Source organism: Pseudomonas sp. M20, from assembly GCF_045037865.1.
Classification (GTDB): Bacteria; Pseudomonadota; Gammaproteobacteria; order Pseudomonadales; family Pseudomonadaceae; genus Aquipseudomonas.
In genome coordinates this window covers 501,362-523,834 of sequence record NZ_CP173611.1, presented here as the reverse complement: position 1 = coordinate 523,834, position 22,473 = coordinate 501,362, and the positions used below count along the sequence as shown (strand labels likewise).

The following is a 22,473-nucleotide window of genomic DNA, read 5'->3' as shown; positions in this document are numbered from 1 at the left end:
GATAACCGACACCGAAGGAGATCCATCATGGCTTTTAACATTCACAACCGTAACCTGCTCAGCCTGGAACACCACACCCCACGTGAGCTGCGTTACCTGCTCGACCTGTCCCGCGACCTCAAACGCGCGAAATACACCGGCACCGAGCAACAACACCTGAAGGGCAACAACATCGCCCTGATCTTCGAAAAAACCTCGACCCGTACCCGTTGCGCTTTTGAAGTCGCGGCCTACGACCAAGGCGCCAACGTCACCTACATCGACCCGAACTCGTCGCAGATCGGTCACAAAGAAAGTATGAAGGACACCGCCCGCGTGCTGGGGCGCATGTACGACGCTATCGAGTACCGTGGCTTCAAACAGGAAATCGTCGAAGAGCTGGCCAAGTTCGCCGGTGTGCCGGTGTTCAACGGCCTGACCGACGAATATCACCCGACGCAAATGATCGCCGACGTACTGACCATGCGTGAACACGCCGACAAGCCGATCCATGAAATCAGCTACGCCTACCTCGGCGATGCGCGCAACAACATGGGCAACTCGCTGCTGCTGGTCGGCGCCAAGCTCGGCATGGACGTGCGTATCTGTGCACCGAAAGCCCTGTGGCCACTGGATGATCTGGTCGAGCGTTGCCACAAATATGCAGAAGAAAGTGGCGCACGTATCACCCTGACTGAAGACCCGAAAGCGGCGGTCAAAGGCGTCGACTTCATCCACACCGACGTTTGGGTGTCGATGGGCGAGCCGGTGGAAGCCTGGGCCGAGCGCATCCAGCAACTGCTGCCGTATCAGGTCAACGCTGAATTGATGAAAGCCAGCGGCAACCCGCGCACCAAGTTCATGCACTGCCTGCCGGCGTTCCACAACAGTGATACCAAGGTCGGCAAACAGATTGCCGAGCAGTATCCGCACCTGAAAAACGGCATCGAAGTGACCGACGACGTGTTCGAGTCGCCTGCCTGTATCGCCTTCGAGCAAGCGGAAAACCGCATGCACACGATCAAGGCGATTCTGGTCTCGACCCTCGCTGATCTGTAACTGAAATAGCTCCCACTGAAGGAACCGGTTCCAAAGGTGGGAGCGAGCCTGCTCGCGAAAGCGGTGGGTCATTCAACAGAGATGTCGACTGATCTGACGCCTTCGCGAGCAGGCTCGCTCCCACAGGGGATCCCGGTTCCGGCAGGAAGATCGAGTCGTTCGCCTCTCCTCTGATTAGAAGGACATGCACCATGCGTATCGTCGTAGCGTTGGGCGGTAACGCCCTGCTCCGCCGTGGTGAACCGATGACCGCTGACAATCAGCGCGCCAACATCCGCATCGCCACCGAGCAAATCGCCAAGATCCATCCCGGCAACCAACTGGTCATCGCCCACGGCAATGGCCCGCAAGTCGGCCTGCTGTCGCTGCAAGCGGCGGCCTACACCTCCGTCACCCCTTACCCGCTGGACGTGCTCGGTGCCGAAACCGAAGGCATGATCGGCTACATCATCGAACAGGAACTGGGCAACCTGCTCGACTTCGAAGTGCCGTTCGCCACCCTGCTGACCCAGGTTGAAGTCGACGCCAAGGATCCGGCCTTCCAGAACCCGACCAAACCGATCGGCCCGGTTTATGACAAGGCTGAAGCAGAAAAGCTCGCTGCTGAAAAAGGCTGGGCGATTGCTCCGGATGGCGACAAATTCCGCCGCGTGGTCGCCAGCCCACGGCCAAAACGCATCTTCGAAATCCGCCCGATCAAGTGGCTGCTGGACAAGGGCAGCATCGTGATTTGCGCCGGCGGCGGCGGGATTCCGACCATGTATGACGAGAACCGCAATCTCAAAGGTATCGAAGCGGTGATCGACAAGGACCTGTGCTCGTCGCTGCTCGCCGAGCAACTGGAAGCCGATCTGCTGGTGATTGCCACGGACGTCAACGCGGCGTTCATCGACTACGGTAAAGCGACGCAGAAAGCCATTGCCGAAGCGCACCCGGACGAACTCGAACGCCTCGGCTTCGCTGCCGGTTCCATGGGGCCGAAGGTGCAGGCAGCCTGCGAATTCGCACGCCATACTGGCAAGGTCGCGGTGATCGGTTCGCTGGCGGATATCGAAGCGATTGTCCAGGGTACTGCCGGTACTCGCGTGACCACGGCGAAGCCGGGCATCACTTACCGATAATTAGAAACTCCGGGGGCAGGCCCGAGGTCTGCCCTTCTCCCATGCCTTGAAAGGAGAAACCCATGGCCCAGTTTGAACCCGGTCATTTGCACATTGAGCGGCATGCGTTGACGCCGGATGACGTCAGTTACAACGTGCACCTCGACTATGAAGTGTTCACCGATCCGCAGAAAGGCAAAGGCATCCAGTTCACGATGCATGGCAACCTTCAGGGCAAGGACATGAAAGAGACCTTCTTCCTGCCCAAAGAGGAGGCCTACAACTTTGCCAACAATGTGACGAAAATCGCCGAGAAGTACGGCATTCCCAAGACGCACAGCCAGATCGGCTCGGTTCACAAGCATTACGACATGATGTTTGAAGACATCCGCAAGCAACTCGATATGAAATCCGGGGATCCGGTCAATCTTGAGCACTTCGAATAAACTTCAAAAGCCCCTCACCCTAGCCCTCTCCCAAAGGGAGAGGGGACTGACCGAAGTGTCTGATGGCAGACATCGACCTGAAAGACCGAGTCGATTATGGATTCACAGCCGTATTTTCAGGTCGGCGTACCTCGTGAGCATTCCACTATCGGCCCCCTCTCCCCCTGGGAGAGGGCTGGGGTGAGGGTGCTTTTGCTTTCACCTCTCTCCAAGCCCAAGGCATACTTGCCACCCTCCGCTCTGCAGATCACTGAACCGCCCCATGCGTATCCACGTCAGTTTCATCGACCGCGTCGGCATCACCCAGGAAGTCCTGGCTATCCTCGGTGGGCGCAATCTCAATCTGGATGCGGTGGAGATGATCCCGCCAAACGTCTACATCGACGCGCCAACGTTGAGCCCGCAAGTGCTCGAAGAGCTGAAAGATGCTTTGTTTCGCGTGCTCGGCGTCGAGGCGGTAACCGTGGTCGACATCCTCCCTGGCCAGCGTCGGCACTTGCAGCTCGACGCATTGCTGGCGGCGATGACCGACCCGGTACTCGCGCTCGACAGCGCCGGCAAGGTGCTGCTGGCCAACCCGGCGTTGATCGCGTTGTACGGTCGTGAGCCGGCGGGTGAAAGCGTCTCTGAACTGTTCAACGATCCGGCCCTGCTCGACACCTTGCTCGAACACGGCTTCCGCCTGCCGCTGCGCGAAATCACCGTCAACGGTCAGACCTTGCTGCTCGATGCCACGCCGATCACCGACGCCGGCGCGCTGCTGACGCTCTACCAACCAAACCGCATCGGCGAACAACTCTCGGCACTGCACCACGACCATGCCGAAGGTTTTGACGCGCTGCTCGGCGAATCCCCAGCGATCCGCACCCTCAAGGCCCGCGCACAACGAGTGGCCGCCCTCGATGCGCCGCTGTTGATTCAAGGCGAAACCGGCACCGGTAAAGAACTGGTCGCCCGTGCCTGCCACGCGATCAGCACGCGACACAGTGCGCCGTTTCTGGCGTTGAACTGCGCAGCGTTGCCAGAGAACCTCGCCGAAAGCGAACTGTTCGGCTACGCCCCCGGCGCCTTCACCGGCGCAGCGCGTGGCGGCAAACCGGGGCTGATGGAACTGGCCAACCAGGGCACGGTGTTTCTCGATGAGATCGGCGAGATGTCGCCGTACTTGCAGGCCAAATTGCTGCGTTTCTTGAACGACGGCAGTTTCCGTCGCGTCGGTGGCGATCGCGAAGTGAAGGTCAACGTGCGCATCCTTAGCGCCACTCACCGTGATCTGGAGAAAATGGTCAGCGAAGGGCTGTTTCGCGAAGACCTGTTCTATCGGCTCAACGTACTCAACGTTGAAGTGCCGCCGCTGCGTGAGCGCGGCCAGGACATTCTGCTGTTGGCGCGTTATTTCATGCAGCAGGCCTGCGCGCAGATCCAGCGCCCGGTCTGCCGTCTGGCACCAGGCACTTACCCGGCGCTGCTCGGCAATCGCTGGCCGGGTAACGTGCGGCAATTGCAGAACGTGATCTTCCGCGCGGCAGCGATCTGCGAGAGCAGCCTGGTGGATATTGGCGATCTCGATATTGCGGGCACCTCGGTCGCGCGTCAGGCTGACAGCGAAGTCGACAGCCTCGAGCAAGCGGTCGAGTCGTTCGAGCGAGCGCTGCTGGAAAAACTCTACGTCAGCTATCCCTCGACCCGCCAATTGGCCAGCCGCCTGCAAACTTCGCACACCGCCATCGCCCATCGCCTGCGCAAATACGGCATCCCCAACAAGCCCTGAACCCACCACGAATCCCCTGTAGGAGTGAGCCTGCTCGCGATAGCGGTCTGATATTCAACATTTGCGACGTCTGACACACCGCTATCGCGAGCAGGCTCACTCCTACAATGATTGTGGCGGATTCAAAATCTGCTCGAAAACGACCTCGACCTGTACTGAAAGCGCTACAGCGGAACGATATCGATACATCCTCCTTCAATCACGGCTGTGCAAGGCTTTGATCCCGTTCAGCTTTTTTCCTCGCGCCCGCCTGTAGCGATTTCGCTACACGCATCTAATCAAGTGAGCTTACAAAAACACACAACCACTTGATTTATAACAAAAAATTAAATTTGGCCGCATTCTTGCTAATCAACCCCTCATAAATAAGGGCCTTCGCGCCCGACTATTCCACCGCGTCCACCAGACGAGTCTGGCCCCCTGAGGAGTTTCCATGAGCGAGTTGCGTTTTACTGAAGATCACGAATGGCTGCGCACCGAAGCTGACGGCAGCGTTACTGTCGGCATCACCGCTTTCGCGCAGAACGCCCTCGGCGACGTGGTGTTCGTGCAACTGCCTGAGCTGCAGGCTTACGAAAAAGGCGCCGAAGCCGCCACCGTGGAATCGGTGAAAGCCGCCAGCGGCGTGTACATGCCTCTCGACGGTGAAGTACTGGCGACCAACCCGGCACTGGAAGACAGCCCGGAACTGGTCAACGAAGATCCGCTGGGGCAAGGCTGGTTCTTCCGCTTCAAGCCAAGCGATGCATCGGCCGTGGCCGAACTGCTCGACCAGGACGCGTACGACCGTCTGATCAAAGCCCAAGCCGAAGCCTGAGGAATACCGACATGAGCCAAATCAACCTCGGCACTGCCAACGAATTCATCGCCCGTCACATCGGCCCGCGCGCCGGTGACGAGCAAGCCATGCTCAACAGCCTCGGCTTCGACTCGCTCGAAGCCCTGAGCGCCAGCGTCATCCCGGAAAGCATCAAGGGCACCAGCGTGCTCGGCATGGACGACGGCCTCAGCGAAGCCGATGCCCTGGCGATGATCAAATCCATCGCCGACAAAAACCAGCTGTTCAAGACCTACATCGGCCAGGGCTACTACAACTGCCACACGCCGTCGCCAATCCTGCGCAACCTCCTGGAAAATCCGGCCTGGTATACCGCTTACACCCCGTACCAACCAGAAATTTCCCAGGGCCGTCTCGAAGCGCTGCTGAACTTCCAGACCATGATCAGCGACCTCACCGGCCTGCCGATCGCCAACGCCTCCCTGCTCGACGAAGCCACCGCCGCTGCCGAAGCCATGACCTTCTGCAAACGCCTGAGCAAGAACAAGGGCAGCCACCAATTCTTCGCCTCGATCCACAGCCACCCGCAAACCCTCGACGTGCTGCGCACCCGTGCCGAGCCACTGGGCATTGAAGTTGTGGTCGGCGATGAGCGTGAACTGACCGACGTGACGCCGTTCTTCGGCGCACTGCTGCAATACCCGGCGAGCAACGGTGATGTCTTCGACTACCGCGAACTGACCGAACGCTTCCACGCCGCCAACGCGCTGGTAGCCGTGGCCGCTGACCTGCTGGCCCTGACCTTGCTGACCGCCCCGGGCGAGTTCGGCGCTGACGTTGCCATCGGTTCCGCGCAACGCTTCGGCGTGCCGCTGGGCTTCGGTGGCCCGCACGCCGCTTACTTCTCCACCAAAGATGCGTTCAAACGCGACATGCCGGGCCGTCTGGTCGGTGTCTCCGTTGACCGTTTCGGCAAGCCGGCGCTGCGCCTGGCGATGCAGACCCGCGAGCAACACATCCGCCGCGAGAAGGCCACGTCGAACATCTGCACCGCACAAGTGCTGCTGGCCAACATCGCCAGCATGTACGCCGTCTACCACGGCCCGAAAGGCCTGACGCAGATCGCCAATCGCGTGCATCACCTGACCGCGATTCTGGCCAAGGGCTTGACCGTGCTGGGCGCAAACGTCGAACAAGCCAGCTTCTTCGACACCCTGACCGTGGCCACCGGTGCGCAAACCGCCGCACTGCACGACAAGGCGCACACGGCGCAGATCAACCTGCGCGTGATCGACGCTCAGCGTCTGGGCCTGTCGGTCGACGAAACCACCACGCAGGCTGACATCGAAACCCTGTGGGGCCTGTTCGCCGACGGCAAGACTCTGCCGGACTTCGCTGCGCTGGCCGCTTCGGTACAGAGCACCATCCCTGCATCGCTGGTACGCCAGTCGCCAATCCTCAGCCACCCGGTGTTCAACCGTTATCACTCGGAAACCGAGCTGATGCGCTACCTGCGCAAACTGGCGGACAAGGATCTGGCGCTGGATCGCACCATGATCCCGCTGGGCTCGTGCACTATGAAACTCAACGCCGCCAGCGAAATGATCCCGGTGACCTGGGCTGAATTCGGTGCGCTGCACCCGTTCGCCCCGGCCGCACAAAGTGCCGGTTACCAGCAACTGACCGATGAGCTGGAAGCGATGCTTTGCGCCGCCACCGGTTACGACGCGATCTCGCTGCAACCGAACGCCGGTTCGCAAGGTGAATACGCTGGCCTGCTGGCGATCCGCGCCTATCACCAGAGCCGCGGCGATGAGCGCCGCGACATCTGCCTGATCCCCTCGTCCGCCCACGGCACCAACCCGGCCACCGCCAACATGGCTGGCATGCGCGTGGTCGTGACCGCGTGCGATACCCGTGGCAACGTCGACATCGAAGACCTGCGCGCCAAAGCCATCGAGCACCGCGAACACCTCGCCGCGCTGATGATCACGTACCCGTCGACCCACGGCGTGTTCGAAGAAGGCATCCGCGAAATCTGCGGGATCATTCATGACAACGGCGGCCAGGTGTACATCGACGGCGCCAACATGAACGCGATGGTCGGCCTCTGCGCACCGGGCAAGTTCGGCGGCGACGTCTCGCACCTGAACCTGCACAAAACTTTCTGCATCCCCCACGGCGGTGGCGGCCCGGGCGTCGGCCCGATTGGCGTCAAATCGCACTTGACCCCGTTCCTGCCCGGCCACGGCCAGATGGAACGCAAGGAAGGCGCGGTCTGCGCGGCACCGTTCGGCAGCGCAAGCATTCTGCCGATCACTTGGATGTACATTCGCATGATGGGCGGCGCAGGCCTGAAACGCGCTTCGCAACTGGCGATCCTCAACGCCAACTACATTTCCCGTCGCCTCGAAGAGCACTATCCAGTGCTGTACACCGGCAGCAACGGTCTGGTGGCGCACGAATGCATCCTCGATCTGCGTCCGTTGAAAGACAGCAGCGGCATCAGCGTCGATGACGTCGCCAAGCGCCTGATCGACTTCGGCTTCCACGCCCCGACCATGTCATTCCCGGTTGCTGGCACGCTGATGATCGAGCCGACCGAAAGCGAATCCAAGGAAGAACTGGACCGCTTCTGCGACGCCATGATCCGCATCCGCGAAGAAATCCGCGCGGTGGAAAACGGTACGCTGGACAAGGACGACAACCCGCTGAAAAACGCCCCGCACACAGCGGCTGAGCTGGTTGGCGAGTGGACTCACCCGTACAGCCGCGAGCAGGCCGTTTATCCGGTAGCATCGCTGATTGAAGGCAAATACTGGCCACCGGTCGGTCGCGTCGACAACGTCTTCGGTGATCGCAACCTGGTGTGCGCCTGCCCGTCGATCGAAAGCTACGCTTAATGGAATGAGGGGCAGGAATACCTGCCTCTTTCTCCAGAACACCACAAATCCCTGTGGGAGCTGGCTTGCCAGCGATGAGGGTGGATCAGCCTACATCTTTGTTGCCTGACCCACCGCCATCGCTGGCAAGCCAGCTCCCACAAGGAACGCATCAAGCCTGATATTTCCGCCAATTCCTATAACAAGAAACCGGAGAACCACTCATGTCGTTAAGCGTGTTCGACCTGTTCAAGATTGGCATCGGCCCCTCCAGTTCCCACACCGTCGGCCCGATGCGTGCTGCTGCGCGTTTCGCCGAAGGCCTGCGACGTGAAAATCTGCTGACCACCACCGCCAGCGTTCGCATCGAGCTCTACGGTTCCCTCGGCGCCACCGGCAAAGGTCACGGCAGCGACAAAGCCGTGTTGCTCGGCCTCGAAGGCGAACACCCCGACACCGTCGATACCGAAACCGTCGCCGCACGCCTGCAAGAGATTCGCGGCAACGGCCGACTGAATCTGCTCGGTGAGCACAGCATTGCGTTCAACGAGAAAGAACACCTGGCAATGATCCGCAAGCCGTTGGCCTATCACCCCAACGGCATGATCTTCCGCGCCTTCGATGCGGCGGGCCTGCAGATTCGCAGCCGCGAGTACTACTCGGTGGGTGGTGGTTTCGTCGTCGACGAGGATGCCGCCGGTGCCGACCGCATCGTCGAAGACGCCACACCGCTGACCTTCCCGTTCAAAAGTGCCAAAGACTTGCTCGGTCATTGCGCCACCTACGGTCTGTCGATCAGCCAGGTGATGCTGACCAACGAAAGCGCTTGGCGCCCGGAAGCGGAAACCCGCGCTGGACTGCTGAACATCTGGCAGGTGATGCAGGACTGCGTGGCTGCAGGTTGCCGTAACGAAGGTATTTTGCCGGGCGGCTTGAAGGTCAAACGTCGTGCGGCAGCGCTGCATCGGCAACTGTGCAAAAACCCGGAATCAGCGTTGCGCGATCCGTTGTCGGTGCTCGACTGGGTCAACCTCTACGCCTTGGCAGTCAACGAAGAAAACGCTAACGGCGGGCGTGTGGTTACCGCACCGACCAACGGTGCGGCGGGGATTATTCCGGCGGTATTGCATTACTACATGCGTTTTATCCCCGGCGCGAATGACGACGGCGTCGTACGGTTTCTGCTGACGGCGGCGGCCATCGGCATTCTCTACAAGGAAAACGCCTCGATCTCCGGCGCCGAAGTCGGTTGCCAGGGTGAAGTCGGCGTGGCCTGTTCGATGGCGGCCGGGGCATTGTGCGAAGTGCTCGGCGGCAGCGTGCAGCAAGTCGAGAACGCCGCGGAAATCGGCATGGAACACAACCTCGGACTGACCTGCGACCCGATTGGCGGACTGGTGCAGGTGCCGTGCATCGAGCGCAATGCCATGGGTTCGGTGAAAGCCATCAACGCGGTACGCATGGCCATGAGAGGCGACGGTCAGCATTTCGTCTCCCTCGACAAAGTCATCCGCACCATGCGCCAGACCGGCGCCGACATGAAAAGCAAATACAAAGAGACCGCCCGCGGCGGTCTGGCGGTCAACATTATCGAATGCTGAGCCTTATTCAACTCGGCCTCCCTCAGGGAGACGATCGTACTTAGCCCCCTCTCCCCCCGGGAGAGAAACGTAACTAGCTCCCTCTCCCTCCGGGAGAGGGCTGGGGTGAGGGGCCTTTGATCTTGATCTAGCCCCGACCCTCGAACCACATTTTCAAGGAGCCACGCATGTCCACCGAACAACTGTCGAAAACCCCGCTGCACGCTCTGCACCTCGAACTCGGCGCCCGCATGGTGCCGTTCGCCGGCTACGACATGCCGGTGCAATACCCGCTCGGCGTGATGAAAGAACACCAGCACACCCGTGAGCAGGCCGGGCTGTTCGATGTCTCGCACATGGGCCAGATTCGCCTGACCGGCGCCAACGCCGCCAAAGCCCTGGAAACCCTGGTGCCGGTGGACATCATCGACCTGCCGGTGGGTATGCAGCGTTACGCGATGTTCACCAACGAGACCGGTGGCATTCTCGACGACCTGATGGTCGCCAATCTCGGCAACGACGAACTGTTCCTGGTGGTTAACGCCGCGTGCAAGGATCAGGATCTTGCACATTTGCAAAAACACATCGGGGATCAGTGCACCATTACGGAGCTGTTCGAAGAGCGTGCACTGCTGGCATTGCAAGGTCCGGCGGCGGTCACCGTGCTGGCGCGACTGGCACCTTCGGTTGAAAAAATGACTTTTATGCAGTTCACCCGTGTGAGTCTGCTGGGTGTCGACTGCTTCGTCAGCCGTTCGGGCTACACCGGTGAAGACGGTTTCGAAATCTCCGTTCCGGCCGCCGACGCGGAAAAACTCGCCCGCGCCCTGCTCGCTGAACCGGAAGTCCAGGCCATCGGCCTCGGTGCCCGCGATTCGCTGCGCCTGGAAGCCGGCCTGTGCCTGTATGGCCACGACATGAACACCGAGACCACGCCGATCGAAGCCAGCCTGTTATGGGCGATCTCCAAGCCACGCCGCGCTGATGGCGCGCGGGCAGGCGGTTTCCCGGGTGCGGAAAATATTTTCGCCCAGCAACAGAATGGTGTCGCACGCAAACGTGTCGGCCTGCTGCCACAAGAACGTACACCCGTGCGTGAAGGCGCAGAAATCGTCAACGAAGCCGGCGAGATCATCGGCAGCGTGTGCAGCGGCGGTTTCGGTCCGACACTGGGCGGGCCGTTGGCAATGGGTTACCTCGACAGTGCTTATGTCACGCTCGATACAGCGGTCTGGGCCATCGTGCGTGGGAAAAAGGTGCAAATGCTTGTAAGCAAAATGCCATTTGTTCCACAACGCTACTATCGCGGTTGATTGACTGTTTCTATAAGTAACGCGATTGCGTAATGCATGCACTAATGTGTAACGCAATCGCCACAAAAAAGTGCATTTTCTAACATCCGATTCGAATATGAACTTTGCTTATAACGTTCGAAAACACTTGAACAAGCGAATCGTCTAAGCCGCACTAGTGGAATGACTAACTGCCAGCAAGCACAGCAAATCCGGGGCCTTCACGGGGCTTGTTTTTTCTCCCGTAGTTGGCGTAGAGTTTCTCCACTGTGTTTGCATGGGTCAGCTTGGAATCGTGACCTGGGCAGTAGCCTATAAGTTAGCTACATCCCGTTCGACGTCTTCTTACTCTCCTGCAACCAGCCCCAGTACTCTTTCATGTGAAGGAGACTGTCATTAATTTTTGCGTCAAAGGAAATAAGAAATGTCCACACGTCAGAGCGGTACCGTCAAGTGGTTTAACGACGAGAAAGGTTTTGGTTTTATCACTCCAGAAAGCGGTCCGGATCTGTTCGTGCATTTCCGCGCCATTCAGGGCAACGGCTTCAAAAGCCTGAAAGAAGGCCAGAAAGTGACCTTCGTTGCTGTGCAGGGCCAGAAAGGCATGCAGGCTGACGAAGTACAAGCAGAAGCCTGATTTTCTGTTACGAAAAAGCCCCTGTTATTGATATCAGGGGCTTTTTTGTGCGCGCGAATCCGTAAAATGGCGCTTCATTTTGCGTCCAGAGGCTGCCATGTCGAAAAACCTGCTCACGCCCCAAGGGGACTTTCCTCCCGTTGGCCTTGGTCGTCGTCTGGCAGCGATGTTCTATGACTTCCTGTTGTGCACTGCCCTGTTGATCGTGACCGGTGGCATCTACAAGATGATCCAGGCGGCAATCATCGGCGAAGAGCGACTGCGGATCATGACCGACGCCGGCAAGCTCGATGGCGATCCTCTGTATTCGACAGTGCTGCTGCTGGTGCTGTTTGGATTTTTCGCCAAGTTCTGGACCCATGGCGGGCAGACATTGGGCATGCAGGTGTGGGGGATCCGCGTGCAGAACGCCAACGGCACGGCAATCAGCCTGTGGCAGGCGCTGCTGCGCTTCATGGTGTCGATTGCGTCGTGGTTGTGCGTGGGGCTGGGGTTCTTCTGGTCGCTGTATGACAAGCAGAAGCGCACGTGGCATGACATCTATTCCGATACTCGCGTGGTGCGAGTCCCGAAGAAACAAAAGTAAGCGCCCATAAAAAAAGATCGTAGCCTGCGGCAGCTCCTACACCGAACTATGTAGGAGCTGCCGCAGGCTGCGATCTTTTGCTTTCAGGCGTTACCGGCCAGCTTCATCCGCGCTGCCTGGGTAAAGTCGAGCATGCGCTTCAACGGCCGAATCGCCTGCGGAATCAACGCCGGATCAACAAAGATCTCGTTCGTGCCTTCCTTCAAGCTCTTGAGCGTGCGCTCAAGGGTGTTCATGGCCATCCACGGGCAATGCGCGCAACTGCGGCAGGCTGCGCCGTTACCGGCAGTTGGCGCCTCGATAAAGACCTTGTCCGGGCACAACTGCTGCATCTTGTAGAAGATGCCACGGTCGGTCGCGACGATCAGCGTCTTGTTCGGCAGGCTCTGCGCGGCAGCGATCAACTGACTCGTAGAACCGACGGCGTCCGCCAACTCGATCACCGACGTTGGCGATTCCGGGTGCACGAGGATCGCAGCATCCGGGTACAACGCTTTCATGTCTTCGAGCTGCTTGGACTTGAACTCCTCGTGAACGATGCAGGCACCGTCCCACAGCAGCATGTCGGCGCCGGTCTTGCGCTGAATATAGGTGCCGAGGTGCTTGTCCGGCCCCCAGATGATGGTCTCGCCGTTGTCCATCAGACTTTCGACGATTTCCAGCGCGCAACTCGACGTCACTACCCAGTCAGCCCGGGCTTTGACCGCCGCAGAGGTGTTGGCATAGACCACCACCGTGCGCTCCGGGTGCTGATCACAGAACGCCGAGAACTCGTCGACCGGGCAACCCAGATCCAGCGAGCAAGTCGCCTCCAGGGTTGGCATCAGCACGCGTTTTTCCGGGTTGAGAATCTTCGCGGTCTCGCCCATGAACTTCACGCCGGCGACCACCACGGTCTTCGCCGGGTGAGCGTTACCGAAGCGAGCCATTTCCAGGGAGTCAGAGACACAGCCACCGGTTTCTTCGGCCAAAGCCTGAATCACCGGGTCGCAATAAAAGTGGGCCACCAGCACCGCGTCCTGAGCCTTGAGCTCGGCGGCGATGGCAGAACGGTAATAAGCCTCTTCCTCGGCCGTCAGCGGTTTGGGCTGTTTGGCATCGAGATGGGCTTGAACCAGAAGGCGTTCGGAAATCTGCGTCATGTTCGCAAGACCTGCAGGCGCGTTCGCGCGAAAGTCGAGTATACACCCGGCTCCGGACCGCTTGAGGGTACCGCCGGGAGAGTGAGTATTATCAGGCACGGACAGCGTTGAAGCTGCGCAAGGCTACAGAATATCCCGTTGATACAAAAGATGATTCTGACCTGCGTCAGCGCTGCGGGTATTGAAATAGCGCATAGCGAAATTGCAGGCAAAAAAAAACCCGGAAATCCTCACTTTCGTGGGCCTTCCGGATTTTCTAAACCGCCAAATATGGTGGGTCGTGTGGGATTCGAACCTACGACCAATTGGTTAAAAGCCAACTGCTCTACCAACTGAGCTAACGACCCGCTGTGTGGTGGCGCGTATAATACTGATTTTTAAGGACTATTCAACACCTTTTTGAAAAAAATCAAAAATAAGTTGTCGGGTCGTCCACACCAGCCGCCGCGAAGCCTTCTGCGCGCAGGCGGCAGCTGTCGCATTTGCCGCACGCGCGGCCTTCATCGTCAGCCTGATAGCAGGAAACGGTGAGGCCATAATCAACGCCAAGCTTCACGCCCGCCTGGACGATCTGCGCCTTGCTCAGGTTCTGCAGGGGCGCCTGGATGCGGAAGCCATTGCCTTCAACGCCAGCCTTGGTCGCCAGATTGGCCATGCGCTCGAACGACTCAATGAACTCGGGACGGCAATCCGGGTAACCGGAATAGTCCACCGCGTTGACACCAATGAAGATCTCGCGGGCACCGAGTACTTCCGCCCAACCCAATGCCAGCGACAGGAACACCGTGTTACGCGCCGGCACGTACGTCACTGGAATGCCTTCACCCAGCTCTTCGGGGATGTCGATGCTGCTGTCGGTCAGGGCTGAGCCGCCCATGCCATTGAGGTTCAGGCCAATCACCTTGTGCTCGACCACACCCAAGTCGCGGGCGACGCGTGCGGCGGCGTGCAATTCGGCATGGGAACGCTGGCCGTAATCGAAGCTCATGGTGTAGCAGCTGTAGCCTTGCGCGCGAGCCATGGCTACAACAGTCGCCGAATCCAGGCCACCGGACAGCAGGATGACCGCACGTTTTTCAGTGGTGTTCAGTTGTTCGGTCATATCAGCGCCCCGGCTCGTCATTCCATAGATATTTATGCAACTGCAATTGCAACCGCACCGGCAGGTTGTCCGCCACCACCCAGTCCGCCAGATCCCTAGCATTGAGGTCATGGTGGCTTGGGGAAAACAGCACTTCACCGGCACGCCGATCGAGACCGTACTGAATCAGTTTGGAGACGGCCCAGTCATAGTCGTCCCGCGAGCAGATGACAAACTTCACCTGATCGTTGGGCGTCAGCAGTTCGATGTTCTCGTAACGGTTGCGATGGGCTTCTTTCGAATCCGGCGTCTTCAGGTCGACAACGCGACTGACGCGCGGATCGACCGCCGAGACGTCGAGGGCGCCGCTGGTTTCCAGCGAAACCTCATAACCGGCATCACACAACTGTTTGAGCAAAGGAATGGCGTTCGGCTGTGCCAGCGGCTCACCGCCGGTGACGCAAACGTAGCGCGGGCGAAATCCGGCCACCTGCTCAAGGATGTCGTCGAGGGTGCGCACGGTACCGCCACTGAAGGCATAGGCGCTGTCGCAGTATTGGCAACGCAAAGGGCAACCGGTCAGGCGCACAAAAACCGTGGGCAGCCCGGCAGTCCGCGTTTCCCCCTGCAACGAGTAGAAAACTTCGGTGATTCTCAATGTGTCTTGCATAGTCGCCACGGGCGTAACAGCTAAACAGGCTGTCCGCCTCCGTCAGGCACTTCAGGCAATCCCGCCAACGCGTAGACCGCAAGAAGCGTGTTTCAGAAAAAGGGCGTGAATTCTAACGAAAAAACCCGCGACAAGCGCGGGTTTCTTCCAAACGGGTCAAGCCTGCTTACATGCGTTGCAGATCGCGCTGGGCCAACTGCGCAGCCGAGGTACCCGGATATTGGGCGACCACCTGCTGCAGAATGCCTTTGACCTTGTCGGTATGACCGAGGCGACGCTCTACATCAGCCAGCTTGTACAGCGAATCCGGCACTTTGGCGTGCTTGGGATAGAGCTGCGAAACCTTGGCGAAAGCCTGACCTGCACCTTGCAGATCGCCTTTGGCCAGATTCACTTCACCCAACCAGTACTGGGCGTTGCCCGCGTATTGGCTGTTCGGGTATTTGCGCAGGAAAGCGGCAAAAGCCTGGCTGGCCTTGTCGAAATCCTTGGCTTTGATCAGGTCGAAAGCGGCATCGTAATACAGCTTTTCCTTGGCCGGATCACCCGGTTCACTGCTTGCAGCAGGTGCCTGGGCAGCAGCCCCGGCGCCAGCGGCAGCACCGGCAGCAGCACTTGCATCGCCACCGGCAGAAGAATTCTCAGGAGTCGCGGCAGGTGCAGCACCGGATCCTATGCGCCGATCAAGATCCTGGTATCGCTCCAGGGATTCCTGCTTCATGCGCGCAACCTGATTCTGCAGTTCTTCAATCACACCTTGCTGGCGCGATATCTGATCCTGCATCTGTTGCAATTGGTTGAACAGCATGCCTTGTGCCGAGGTAGGGGCCGAAGCCGCTCCCCCGGCATAGGCGCCGTTCGTACCGTAACCTGCAGGCGGATAACTGCTCCCGCTATTGTTATAACCGGAGTTGTCATCGACCACAGGAACCGCAGCCCACGCCGCAAGCGGCGCGAGGCTGAGAGCCAGAACAGTTACAGCACGACGGCACGTTCGCATATCGAATTACTTACGCAGTTCGACGCGACGGTTTTGAGCCCAGGACTGCTCGTCGTTGCCGGTAGCAACTGGACGCTCTTCGCCGTAGGAAACCAGTTCCAGCTGAGCTGGGGAAACACCTTGCAGTACCAGGTAGCGTTGAACGGCTTTCGCACGACGCTCGCCCAGTGCCATGTTGTACTCACGAGTACCACGTTCGTCGGTGTTGCCTTCCAGAACAACGCGAGCGCCGTTTGCTTTCAGGTCTTTGGCGTGAACGTCCAGAGCGCGCATGGCTTCTGGCTTCAGGTCCGAGCTGTCGTATTCGAAGTAGAAGGTGGTGATTGCGCGCAGAGCAGCTTCTTCACTCAGGGAACCGTCAACGGCACCAGTGTTTGCGCCGTAACCAGCGTTTGGATCAACAGCGCCTTCACCGGCGTTGTCGCCGCCTTTGGACGAGCAACCTACAGCTACAGCCATGGCCAGAGCCAGCGCAGCAAATTTACCAAACTTCAGCATTTCCATCGTGAAACTCCTAATGAACCCCAGTGTGTTAAGTAAAACGTGTAGCGCCCGCTCACTTCAGGTAAGGGGACCAGGACGGTTCTCTGACTTCGCCTTGAGCGGTAGGAAGCGGGAGCCTAACGCGTCCATTAATGGACACGAGCATCAAGACTCCCCGGCCCTGTTGGCGGGTGGCGTAGATTACCATGGTGCCGTTGGGCGCAACAGTAGGTGACTCGTCCAGAGTGCTATCAGTGAGGATCTTTACACTACCTCGCTGCAGATCCTGAGCTGCCACCTTGAAATTGGTGAAGCCATCCTGACGATGAATCATCACCAAAGTCTTTTCATCTGCCGACAGTTTCGGGTTGGCGTTGTAGTTGCCAATGAACGTAACACGCTCGGCACCACCGCCACCGACGCTGGTTTTATAGATCTGCGGCTTGCCGCCACGGTCGGAGGTGAAGTAGATAGTCGAGCCATCCTTGCCCCAGAACGGTTCGGTATTGATGCCCTGGCCATTCGTTACGCGACTGATCTGGCGCGAAGCCAGATTCATCACGTAGATATCCGGGTTACCGTCCTTCGACAGCACGAACGCCAGGCGATCACCGTTCGGCGACCAGGCTGGCGCGCCGTTCAGACCTTCGAAGTTGGTGATCTGCTCACGGCGACCGGTGTCGATGTTCTGCATGAAGATGCGTGGGCGCTTCTGCTCGAACGACACATAGGCGATGCGCTTGCCATCCGGTGCAAAACGCGGCGACAGGATTGGCTCACGCGATTGCAGCAAGGTCACGGCGCGAGCACCGTCGTAGTCCGAACGCTGCAGGGTGTAACGGGTGTTCTTCTCGGAGAAGCGCTCAGCCGTCACGTACAGCAGGCGAGTCGAAAACGCACCTTCAATACCGGTCAGCTTCTGGAACGACTGGTCGGAGATGAAGTGCGCCATGTCGCGCAGTTGCTCGGTGGTGCCGGAAACACTGCCGTCAGCCACTTTCTGTTCGGTGGCCACGTTGAACAGTGCCCACTGCACCTGCAGGCGACCGCCGGCTGGAGCAATGCTGCCGACCATCATGTATTGAGCACCTACCGCCTTCCAGTCACGGAAGATGATTTCGCTCGGCTGGCTTGGCTGGCTGATCATGTTTTGCTTTGGAATCGGCGAGTAGTAGCCCGAGTTGCGCAAATCGTTACCAATGATTTCAGCCATATCATCAGGCAGCACGGCACCGCCTTGCATACCGAACGGTACAACGGCGATCGGGGTTGCCCGATCGCTGCCGCTGGTGACCAGAATGTTCTTTTCATCCGCCATCGCGATCCCTGCCATGCAGCAGATCACGACCAGCATTCCTCGAAGAAGGTTTCTCACAAGGCTAGATCCTCAGGTGTGAATGTCATCTTGAATGAACGATACGGAGCGAAATCGCTCGGCTTCATTCCCTGCATTTCTGTCAAACGTCCAATATTTTTGACCGCTGCCACTGCCGAAGCATCGAACGGACCATCGCCACTGGACTTGGCCACGCTGACCGAAGTCACCGTACCGTCCGGCAACATGCCGATCTGCAACACCACCGTCATGCCTTTGCGTGCCGAAGGTGGACGAGCCCAGCCTTCCGCAGCTCGCGCACGAATCAGGTCATCGAAACTGCCCGCGACTTCGTCGCCCTGCTCATCGGCCAAGGCCTGCTGGCGCTGCGGCGTGTCGGAAAGCAAATCGGCCAAGGCCTGAGCCTTTTTGTCTTCGGTCGATTTACGTGCCGCATCCTGCGCTTTCTTCTTCGCAGCATCGGCAGCAGCTTTCTTCTTCGCTTCGTCGGCGATTTTCTTCTTCGCCTCTTCAGCTTCAGCTTTCTTCTTGGCGTCTTCGGCGGCTTTCTTCTTCGCGTCTTCGACAATCTTCTTCTTGGCTTCTTCAGCAGCGGCTTTCTTGGCCTCTTCTTCAGCAGCCTTTTTCGCTTCTTCTTCAGATTTCTTCTTGGCTATATCAGCCAATTGTTTCTCTTCAGCCTTCTTGGCTTCGGCGGTCTTCTTGGCTTCGTCGGCTTTTTTGGCTTCGTCAGCCTTTTTCGCCTCGTCTGCTTTCTTCGACTCGTCGGCCTTCTTGGCTTCCTCGGCTTTTTGAGCCGCTTCTTCTTTCTTTTGTTCCGCAGCGGCCTTGATCTCTTCCTGCTCGACCTTCTTCTGCTCCATCTGCTCGACTTCGGTCTGGCGCGCGGCGGATTTCTTCGCCTCACCCGCAATCTTCTGATTGGTCTGGGTGGTTGCCTGACTTTTCGATTTCAGTTGGTACAGGGTCGCCTGGACGATCGGTTTGGCCGGCGGCAGTTCCGGTGTAAAGGCAAAACTGACGAACAGCATGCCGAACACCAGCACGTGCAGGACAATCGCCAGAACACTAGGCCAGAAGTAGCTTTCCGAGGCGGACGGCTCTCGCTGTTGCTGCATCAGGGGGCCTCGGTAATCAAACCAACATTACCGACCCCGGCTTTCTGCAACCCGCCCATGGCGCCCATGACGGAACCATAATCGACGGTCTTGTCACCGCGGATGAAGACTTGGGTACGCTTGCCGCCTTCAGTGCCGGCACGAATGATCTTGGTCACTGCGTCGGTCATTTGCGGCAGGGTCATGGCCCTGTCCTGTTGCTTTTCGGTATCGACTTCGCTGCCAAGGTTCCAGTAGTAGGTCTTGTCAGCCTTGATCGAAATGGTCAGGACCTGAGTGTTGTTGTCCTGCGGCAAGGCTTCGCTGGAAACCTTGGGCAGATCAACTTTCACGCCCTGATTGAGCATCGGCGCGGTCACCATGAAGATGACCAGCAGTACCAACATCACGTCGATGTAAGGCACCACGTTCATCTCGGCAACCGGCTTGCGCTTTTTGCGAGCTCGAGCGATTAAAGCCATTGGAAATTACCTGCTTATTCTTCGCTGGTGTGCACTTTGCGGTGCAGGATCGCCTGGAATTCATCGGCGAAGGTGTAGTAGCGGCCCAACAAGGTTTCGCTGCGAGCGGCGAAACGGTTGTAAGCGATAACCGCAGGGATCGCCGCGAACAGACCGATCGCGGTGGCGATCAGGGCTTCGGCGATACCCGGGGCCACAGTGGCCAGGGTTGCTTGCTGGGCGCTGGCCAGACCGCGGAAGGAGTTCATGATGCCCCACACGGTACCGAAGAGACCGATGTACGGGCTGACCGAACCGACGGTGGCGAGGAACGGCAGGCTCTGCTCCAGTTTCTCTTCTTCACGGGAGATGGCGACGCGCATGGCACGGGCCACGCCTTCCATCACTGCTTCAGGATCGACACCTGGCTGCTGACGCAGACGGGAGAATTCCTTGAAACCGGCGCGGAAGATCTGCTCCACACCCGAATCAGGGTCAGGGTTGCTGCCCGCCTGACGGTACAGCTTGGACAGGTCGATACCCGACCAGAAGCGCTCTTCGAAGCTCTCCAGGGCACGTCGACCGGCGCGCAGCAGATTGCTGCGCTGAAAGATCATGATCCATGAGGTCACCGATGCGGCCACCAGGGTCAACATTACCAACTGCACCACGATGCTGGCATTGCTGACCAGGCTCCACATGGAGGAATGGTCGACGACGTTAGCTTCCACGCTTTATCTCCTGCTTTGAGTGTGTACCCGGGCCGACCGCGTCGGCAAAGGCCGCACGCAAGTCTTCGGGAAGGGCCCGGGGTTTCAAACTGTTAGTGCGCACACAGGCCACCAAAAACTGCCCCTCACAGAGCAGCACATTATCCGTTGCCCGCCTGACCTGCTGTTTGAAGCGCAGGCTGACCCGGTTCAATTCGATTACATCAGCGCTTACCAGCAGTTCGTCATCCAGTCGCGCCGGCGCGTGGTAGCGCGCTTCGCTGGAGTGCACGACAAACAACAGGTCCTCCCCTGCCAGCTGCGATTGGGCAAAGCCCAGCTCGCGAAGCCGCTCGGTTCGAGCCCGTTCCATAAACTTGAGGTAATTAACGTAATACACGATGCCGCCCGCATCGGTGTCCTCGTAATAAACGCGACAACGATGTGCGAACGACTCAAGCCCGTTTTGCGCGCGCATACTCTAGTGCTTACTCCTCAGGTTGCCAATCCGGCCAGGCAACTGTTTTTCATGGTTTCAGGGCTTTACCGCAAAAGTACCGTCCTATGACCGTACAAACCCTGAATAAATCGACAAAAAATGTGTATCAATCGTCCACGGCATCGAGAAACTCGTCTGCCACGGGCATTTCACCCATTCGTGACGGAATGTTTAAACCAAAGTGCAGGTACGCATGGCGCGTCACCACCCTGCCCCGTGGAGTGCGCATGATGTAACCCTGCTGGATCAGATACGGCTCCAGCACATCTTCAATCGTGTGGCGCTCTTCGCTGATCGCAGCGGCGAGACTGTCGATGCCGACCGGGCCACCATCGAACTTCTCGATCATGGTCAGCAGCAGACGCCGATCCTGATGATCGAAACCATGTTCGTCGACATCCAGCAGGTTCAACGCCAGGTCTGCCACCGCTTTGGTGATATGACCTTTAGCACGGACTTCGGCGAAATCGCGCACCCGGCGCAGCAAACGGTTGGCAATTCGCGGCGTACCACGGGCCCGACGCGCGATTTCGAACGAGCCATCCGGATCCAGCGGCAGACCGAGGATGGCTGCGGAACGGCTGACAATCGTCGCCAGATCAGCCGTGCTGTAGAACTCCAGACGCTGGACGATACCGAAGCGGTCACGCAACGGGTTGGTCAGCATGCCGGCGCGAGTGGTTGCGCCAACCAGGGTAAACGGCGGCAGATCGAGTTTGATCGAACGCGCTGCAGGCCCTTCGCCAATCATGATGTCGAGCTGGAAATCTTCCATCGCCGGGTACAGCACTTCTTCAACGATCGGCGACAGACGATGGATTTCGTCGATAAACAGTACGTCGTGCGGCTCAAGATTGGTCAGCAACGCCGCCAGATCGCCCGGACGCTCCAGTACCGGACCGGAAGTGCTCTTGATCGACACGCCCATTTCCTGGGCGATGATATTGGCCAGCGTGGTCTTGCCCAGACCCGGCGGGCCGAAGATCAGCGTGTGATCGAGGGATTCGCTACGGCCACGGGCGGCCTGGATGAACAGCTCCATCTGCTCGCGCACGGTCGGCTGGCCGATGTAGTCGGCCAGGCTGACCGGGCGAATCGCGCGGTCCTGGACTTCTTCGCGCTCGCGCGGGCTGTGCGCGGCGGTGATCAGACGATCAGCTTCAATCACTTAAATCATTCCCTTCAGGGCGCGGCGGATCAGGTCTTCACTGCTCAAATTCTTGTCCTTGATGGCGGTAATCGCCTTGCTCGCTTCCTGCGGCTTGTAGCCCAGGGAAATCAGCGCGCTGACCGCATCGTTCTCGGCGGTGTTGACCGGCGCCGGGCCGTCCGGTTGATTCGGTACCAGCGCGAACATGGCCGGCGACGTTTCCCAGGCCTTGAAGCGGTCTTTCAGTTCGACCAGGAGACGTTCTGCGGTTTTCTTGCCGACGCCCGGCACCTTGGTCAGCGCCGAGGTGTCCTGCGACTGCACACAGCGAACCAGCTCGTCGACTTCCAGACTCGACATCAAGGCCAGGGCCAATTTTGGCCCGACACCATTGAGACGGATCAACTCGCGAAAAAAGTCTCGCTCACGCTTGCCGGCAAAACCATAGAGTAATTGCGCGTCTTCGCGTACGACCAAATGCGTGTGCAAGGTCAGCGGTTCACCGACCGACGGCAGGCGATAAAGCGTGGTCATGGGCACTTCCAGCTCATACCCGAGGCCGTTTACATCCAGAATCAGGTGCGGCGGCTGTTTCTCAGCCAGGGTGCCGCGCAAGCGTCCAATCACGTTTCAGATCCTTGAGCGTTGGCCAGCCGTGGGCTGGCGACTGTCGAAAGACGAATTCCGGGCCGACGACCCAGGCGCAAGAAATCCGCTTTCAGGAAAATTGATGC

Annotated in this window: 22 protein-coding genes and 1 tRNA gene; 10 read left to right on the top strand and 13 right to left on the bottom strand. The window is 58.8% G+C overall.

The genetic code is table 11. The features are described from left to right. Positions 1-27 precede the first annotated feature (27 nt). The 10 genes from ACI514_RS02255 (at position 28) to ACI514_RS02210 (ending at position 12,110) form a co-directional block, all read left to right on the top strand. Positions 28-1,038 (top strand): ornithine carbamoyltransferase, encoded by a 1,011-nt coding sequence (locus ACI514_RS02255; RefSeq protein ID WP_008086805.1) that lies wholly within the window; start codon positions 28-30, stop codon positions 1,036-1,038. A 191-nt stretch (positions 1,039-1,229) separates the two neighbouring features. Then, entirely contained in the window at positions 1,230-2,159 is a 930-nt protein-coding gene (arcC, locus tag ACI514_RS02250; RefSeq protein WP_273916796.1) for a carbamate kinase, read from the top strand. Positions 2,160-2,221: 62 nt separating this feature from the next. After that, on the top strand, positions 2,222-2,584 hold the full coding sequence (locus tag ACI514_RS02245; RefSeq protein WP_007908047.1) for a DUF5064 family protein: 363 nt from the start codon (positions 2,222-2,224) through the stop codon (positions 2,582-2,584). A gap of 262 nt (positions 2,585-2,846) precedes the next feature. Beyond that, positions 2,847-4,355 (top strand): sigma-54-dependent transcriptional regulator, encoded by a 1,509-nt coding sequence (locus ACI514_RS02240; protein ID WP_405123005.1) that lies wholly within the window; start codon positions 2,847-2,849, stop codon positions 4,353-4,355. Positions 4,356-4,788: 433 nt separating this feature from the next. Next, the gene (gene gcvH, locus ACI514_RS02235) at positions 4,789-5,172 is read left to right on the top strand and encodes a glycine cleavage system protein GcvH (RefSeq protein WP_160059168.1); all 384 of its coding nucleotides are present in this window, start codon (positions 4,789-4,791) and stop codon (positions 5,170-5,172) included. An 11-nt stretch (positions 5,173-5,183) separates the two neighbouring features. Beyond that, positions 5,184-8,036 carry an aminomethyl-transferring glycine dehydrogenase gene (gene gcvP / locus ACI514_RS02230; RefSeq protein WP_405123004.1) on the top strand — a complete coding sequence of 951 codons (2,853 nt, stop codon included), beginning with the start codon at positions 5,184-5,186 and terminating at the stop codon, positions 8,034-8,036. A 203-nt stretch (positions 8,037-8,239) separates the two neighbouring features. Then, positions 8,240-9,616, top strand: a complete 1,377-nt coding sequence (locus tag ACI514_RS02225; protein ID WP_095112277.1) for an L-serine ammonia-lyase — start codon at positions 8,240-8,242, stop codon at positions 9,614-9,616. A 167-nt stretch (positions 9,617-9,783) separates the two neighbouring features. Continuing rightward, complete coding sequence (gcvT, locus tag ACI514_RS02220; protein WP_405123003.1) at positions 9,784-10,908, top strand: glycine cleavage system aminomethyltransferase GcvT; 1,125 nt, start codon at positions 9,784-9,786, stop codon at positions 10,906-10,908. Positions 10,909-11,311: 403 nt separating this feature from the next. Continuing rightward, positions 11,312-11,524 (top strand): cold-shock protein, encoded by a 213-nt coding sequence (locus tag ACI514_RS02215; RefSeq protein ID WP_003227496.1) that lies wholly within the window; start codon positions 11,312-11,314, stop codon positions 11,522-11,524. Between the two features lie 97 nt (positions 11,525-11,621). Next, positions 11,622-12,110: an RDD family protein gene (locus ACI514_RS02210; protein ID WP_129395221.1), complete on the top strand. Its 489-nt coding sequence runs from the start codon at positions 11,622-11,624 to the stop codon at positions 12,108-12,110. A gap of 83 nt (positions 12,111-12,193) precedes the next feature. Here ACI514_RS02210 and nadA read toward each other — a convergent pair whose 3' ends face one another. From nadA to ruvA, 13 genes are all read right to left on the bottom strand, one after another. Continuing rightward, positions 12,194-13,252, bottom strand: coding sequence for a quinolinate synthase NadA (gene nadA / locus ACI514_RS02205; RefSeq protein WP_016773509.1), 1,059 nt, complete (start codon positions 13,250-13,252; stop codon positions 12,194-12,196). Positions 13,253-13,523: 271 nt separating this feature from the next. Continuing rightward, positions 13,524-13,599: transfer RNA gene (locus tag ACI514_RS02200), tRNA-Lys, on the bottom strand. 62 nt (positions 13,600-13,661) lie between these two features. After that, the gene (queC, locus tag ACI514_RS02195) at positions 13,662-14,354 is read right to left on the bottom strand and encodes a 7-cyano-7-deazaguanine synthase QueC (RefSeq protein WP_405123002.1); all 693 of its coding nucleotides are present in this window, start codon (positions 14,352-14,354) and stop codon (positions 13,662-13,664) included. Position 14,355: 1 nt separating this feature from the next. Then, on the bottom strand, positions 14,356-15,003 hold the full coding sequence (queE, locus tag ACI514_RS02190; RefSeq protein ID WP_007912722.1) for a 7-carboxy-7-deazaguanine synthase QueE: 648 nt from the start codon (positions 15,001-15,003) through the stop codon (positions 14,356-14,358). Positions 15,004-15,169: 166 nt separating this feature from the next. After that, positions 15,170-16,003, bottom strand: coding sequence for a tol-pal system protein YbgF (ybgF, locus tag ACI514_RS02185; protein ID WP_077574278.1), 834 nt, complete (start codon positions 16,001-16,003; stop codon positions 15,170-15,172). Positions 16,004-16,009: 6 nt separating this feature from the next. Further along, positions 16,010-16,507: a peptidoglycan-associated lipoprotein Pal gene (gene pal, locus ACI514_RS02180; RefSeq protein ID WP_003178634.1), complete on the bottom strand. Its 498-nt coding sequence runs from the start codon at positions 16,505-16,507 to the stop codon at positions 16,010-16,012. A gap of 52 nt (positions 16,508-16,559) precedes the next feature. Beyond that, on the bottom strand, positions 16,560-17,840 hold the full coding sequence (tolB, locus tag ACI514_RS02175) for a Tol-Pal system beta propeller repeat protein TolB (protein WP_174244523.1): 1,281 nt from the start codon (positions 17,838-17,840) through the stop codon (positions 16,560-16,562). A gap of 17 nt (positions 17,841-17,857) precedes the next feature. Beyond that, a complete protein-coding gene (gene tolA, locus ACI514_RS02170) occupies positions 17,858-18,940 on the bottom strand; it encodes a cell envelope integrity protein TolA (protein WP_016983827.1) in 1,083 nt (360 codons plus the stop codon). Further along, entirely contained in the window at positions 18,940-19,392 is a 453-nt protein-coding gene (gene tolR / locus ACI514_RS02165; RefSeq protein ID WP_161806672.1) for a protein TolR, read from the bottom strand. Before tolR ends, tolA begins: the two co-directional genes overlap by 1 nt. Before the next feature lie 23 nt (positions 19,393-19,415). Further along, positions 19,416-20,111 carry a protein TolQ gene (gene tolQ / locus ACI514_RS02160; RefSeq protein WP_008080223.1) on the bottom strand — a complete coding sequence of 232 codons (696 nt, stop codon included), beginning with the start codon at positions 20,109-20,111 and terminating at the stop codon, positions 19,416-19,418. Further along, complete coding sequence (ybgC, locus tag ACI514_RS02155; protein ID WP_095048214.1) at positions 20,101-20,568, bottom strand: tol-pal system-associated acyl-CoA thioesterase; 468 nt, start codon at positions 20,566-20,568, stop codon at positions 20,101-20,103. The genes tolQ and ybgC overlap by 11 nt, the downstream gene beginning before the upstream one ends. Before the next feature lie 127 nt (positions 20,569-20,695). After that, positions 20,696-21,757, bottom strand: coding sequence for a Holliday junction branch migration DNA helicase RuvB (ruvB, locus tag ACI514_RS02150; RefSeq protein WP_405123001.1), 1,062 nt, complete (start codon positions 21,755-21,757; stop codon positions 20,696-20,698). Beyond that, positions 21,758-22,366, bottom strand: coding sequence for a Holliday junction branch migration protein RuvA (gene ruvA / locus ACI514_RS02145; RefSeq protein ID WP_008080221.1), 609 nt, complete (start codon positions 22,364-22,366; stop codon positions 21,758-21,760). Positions 22,367-22,473: the final 107 nt, after the last annotated feature.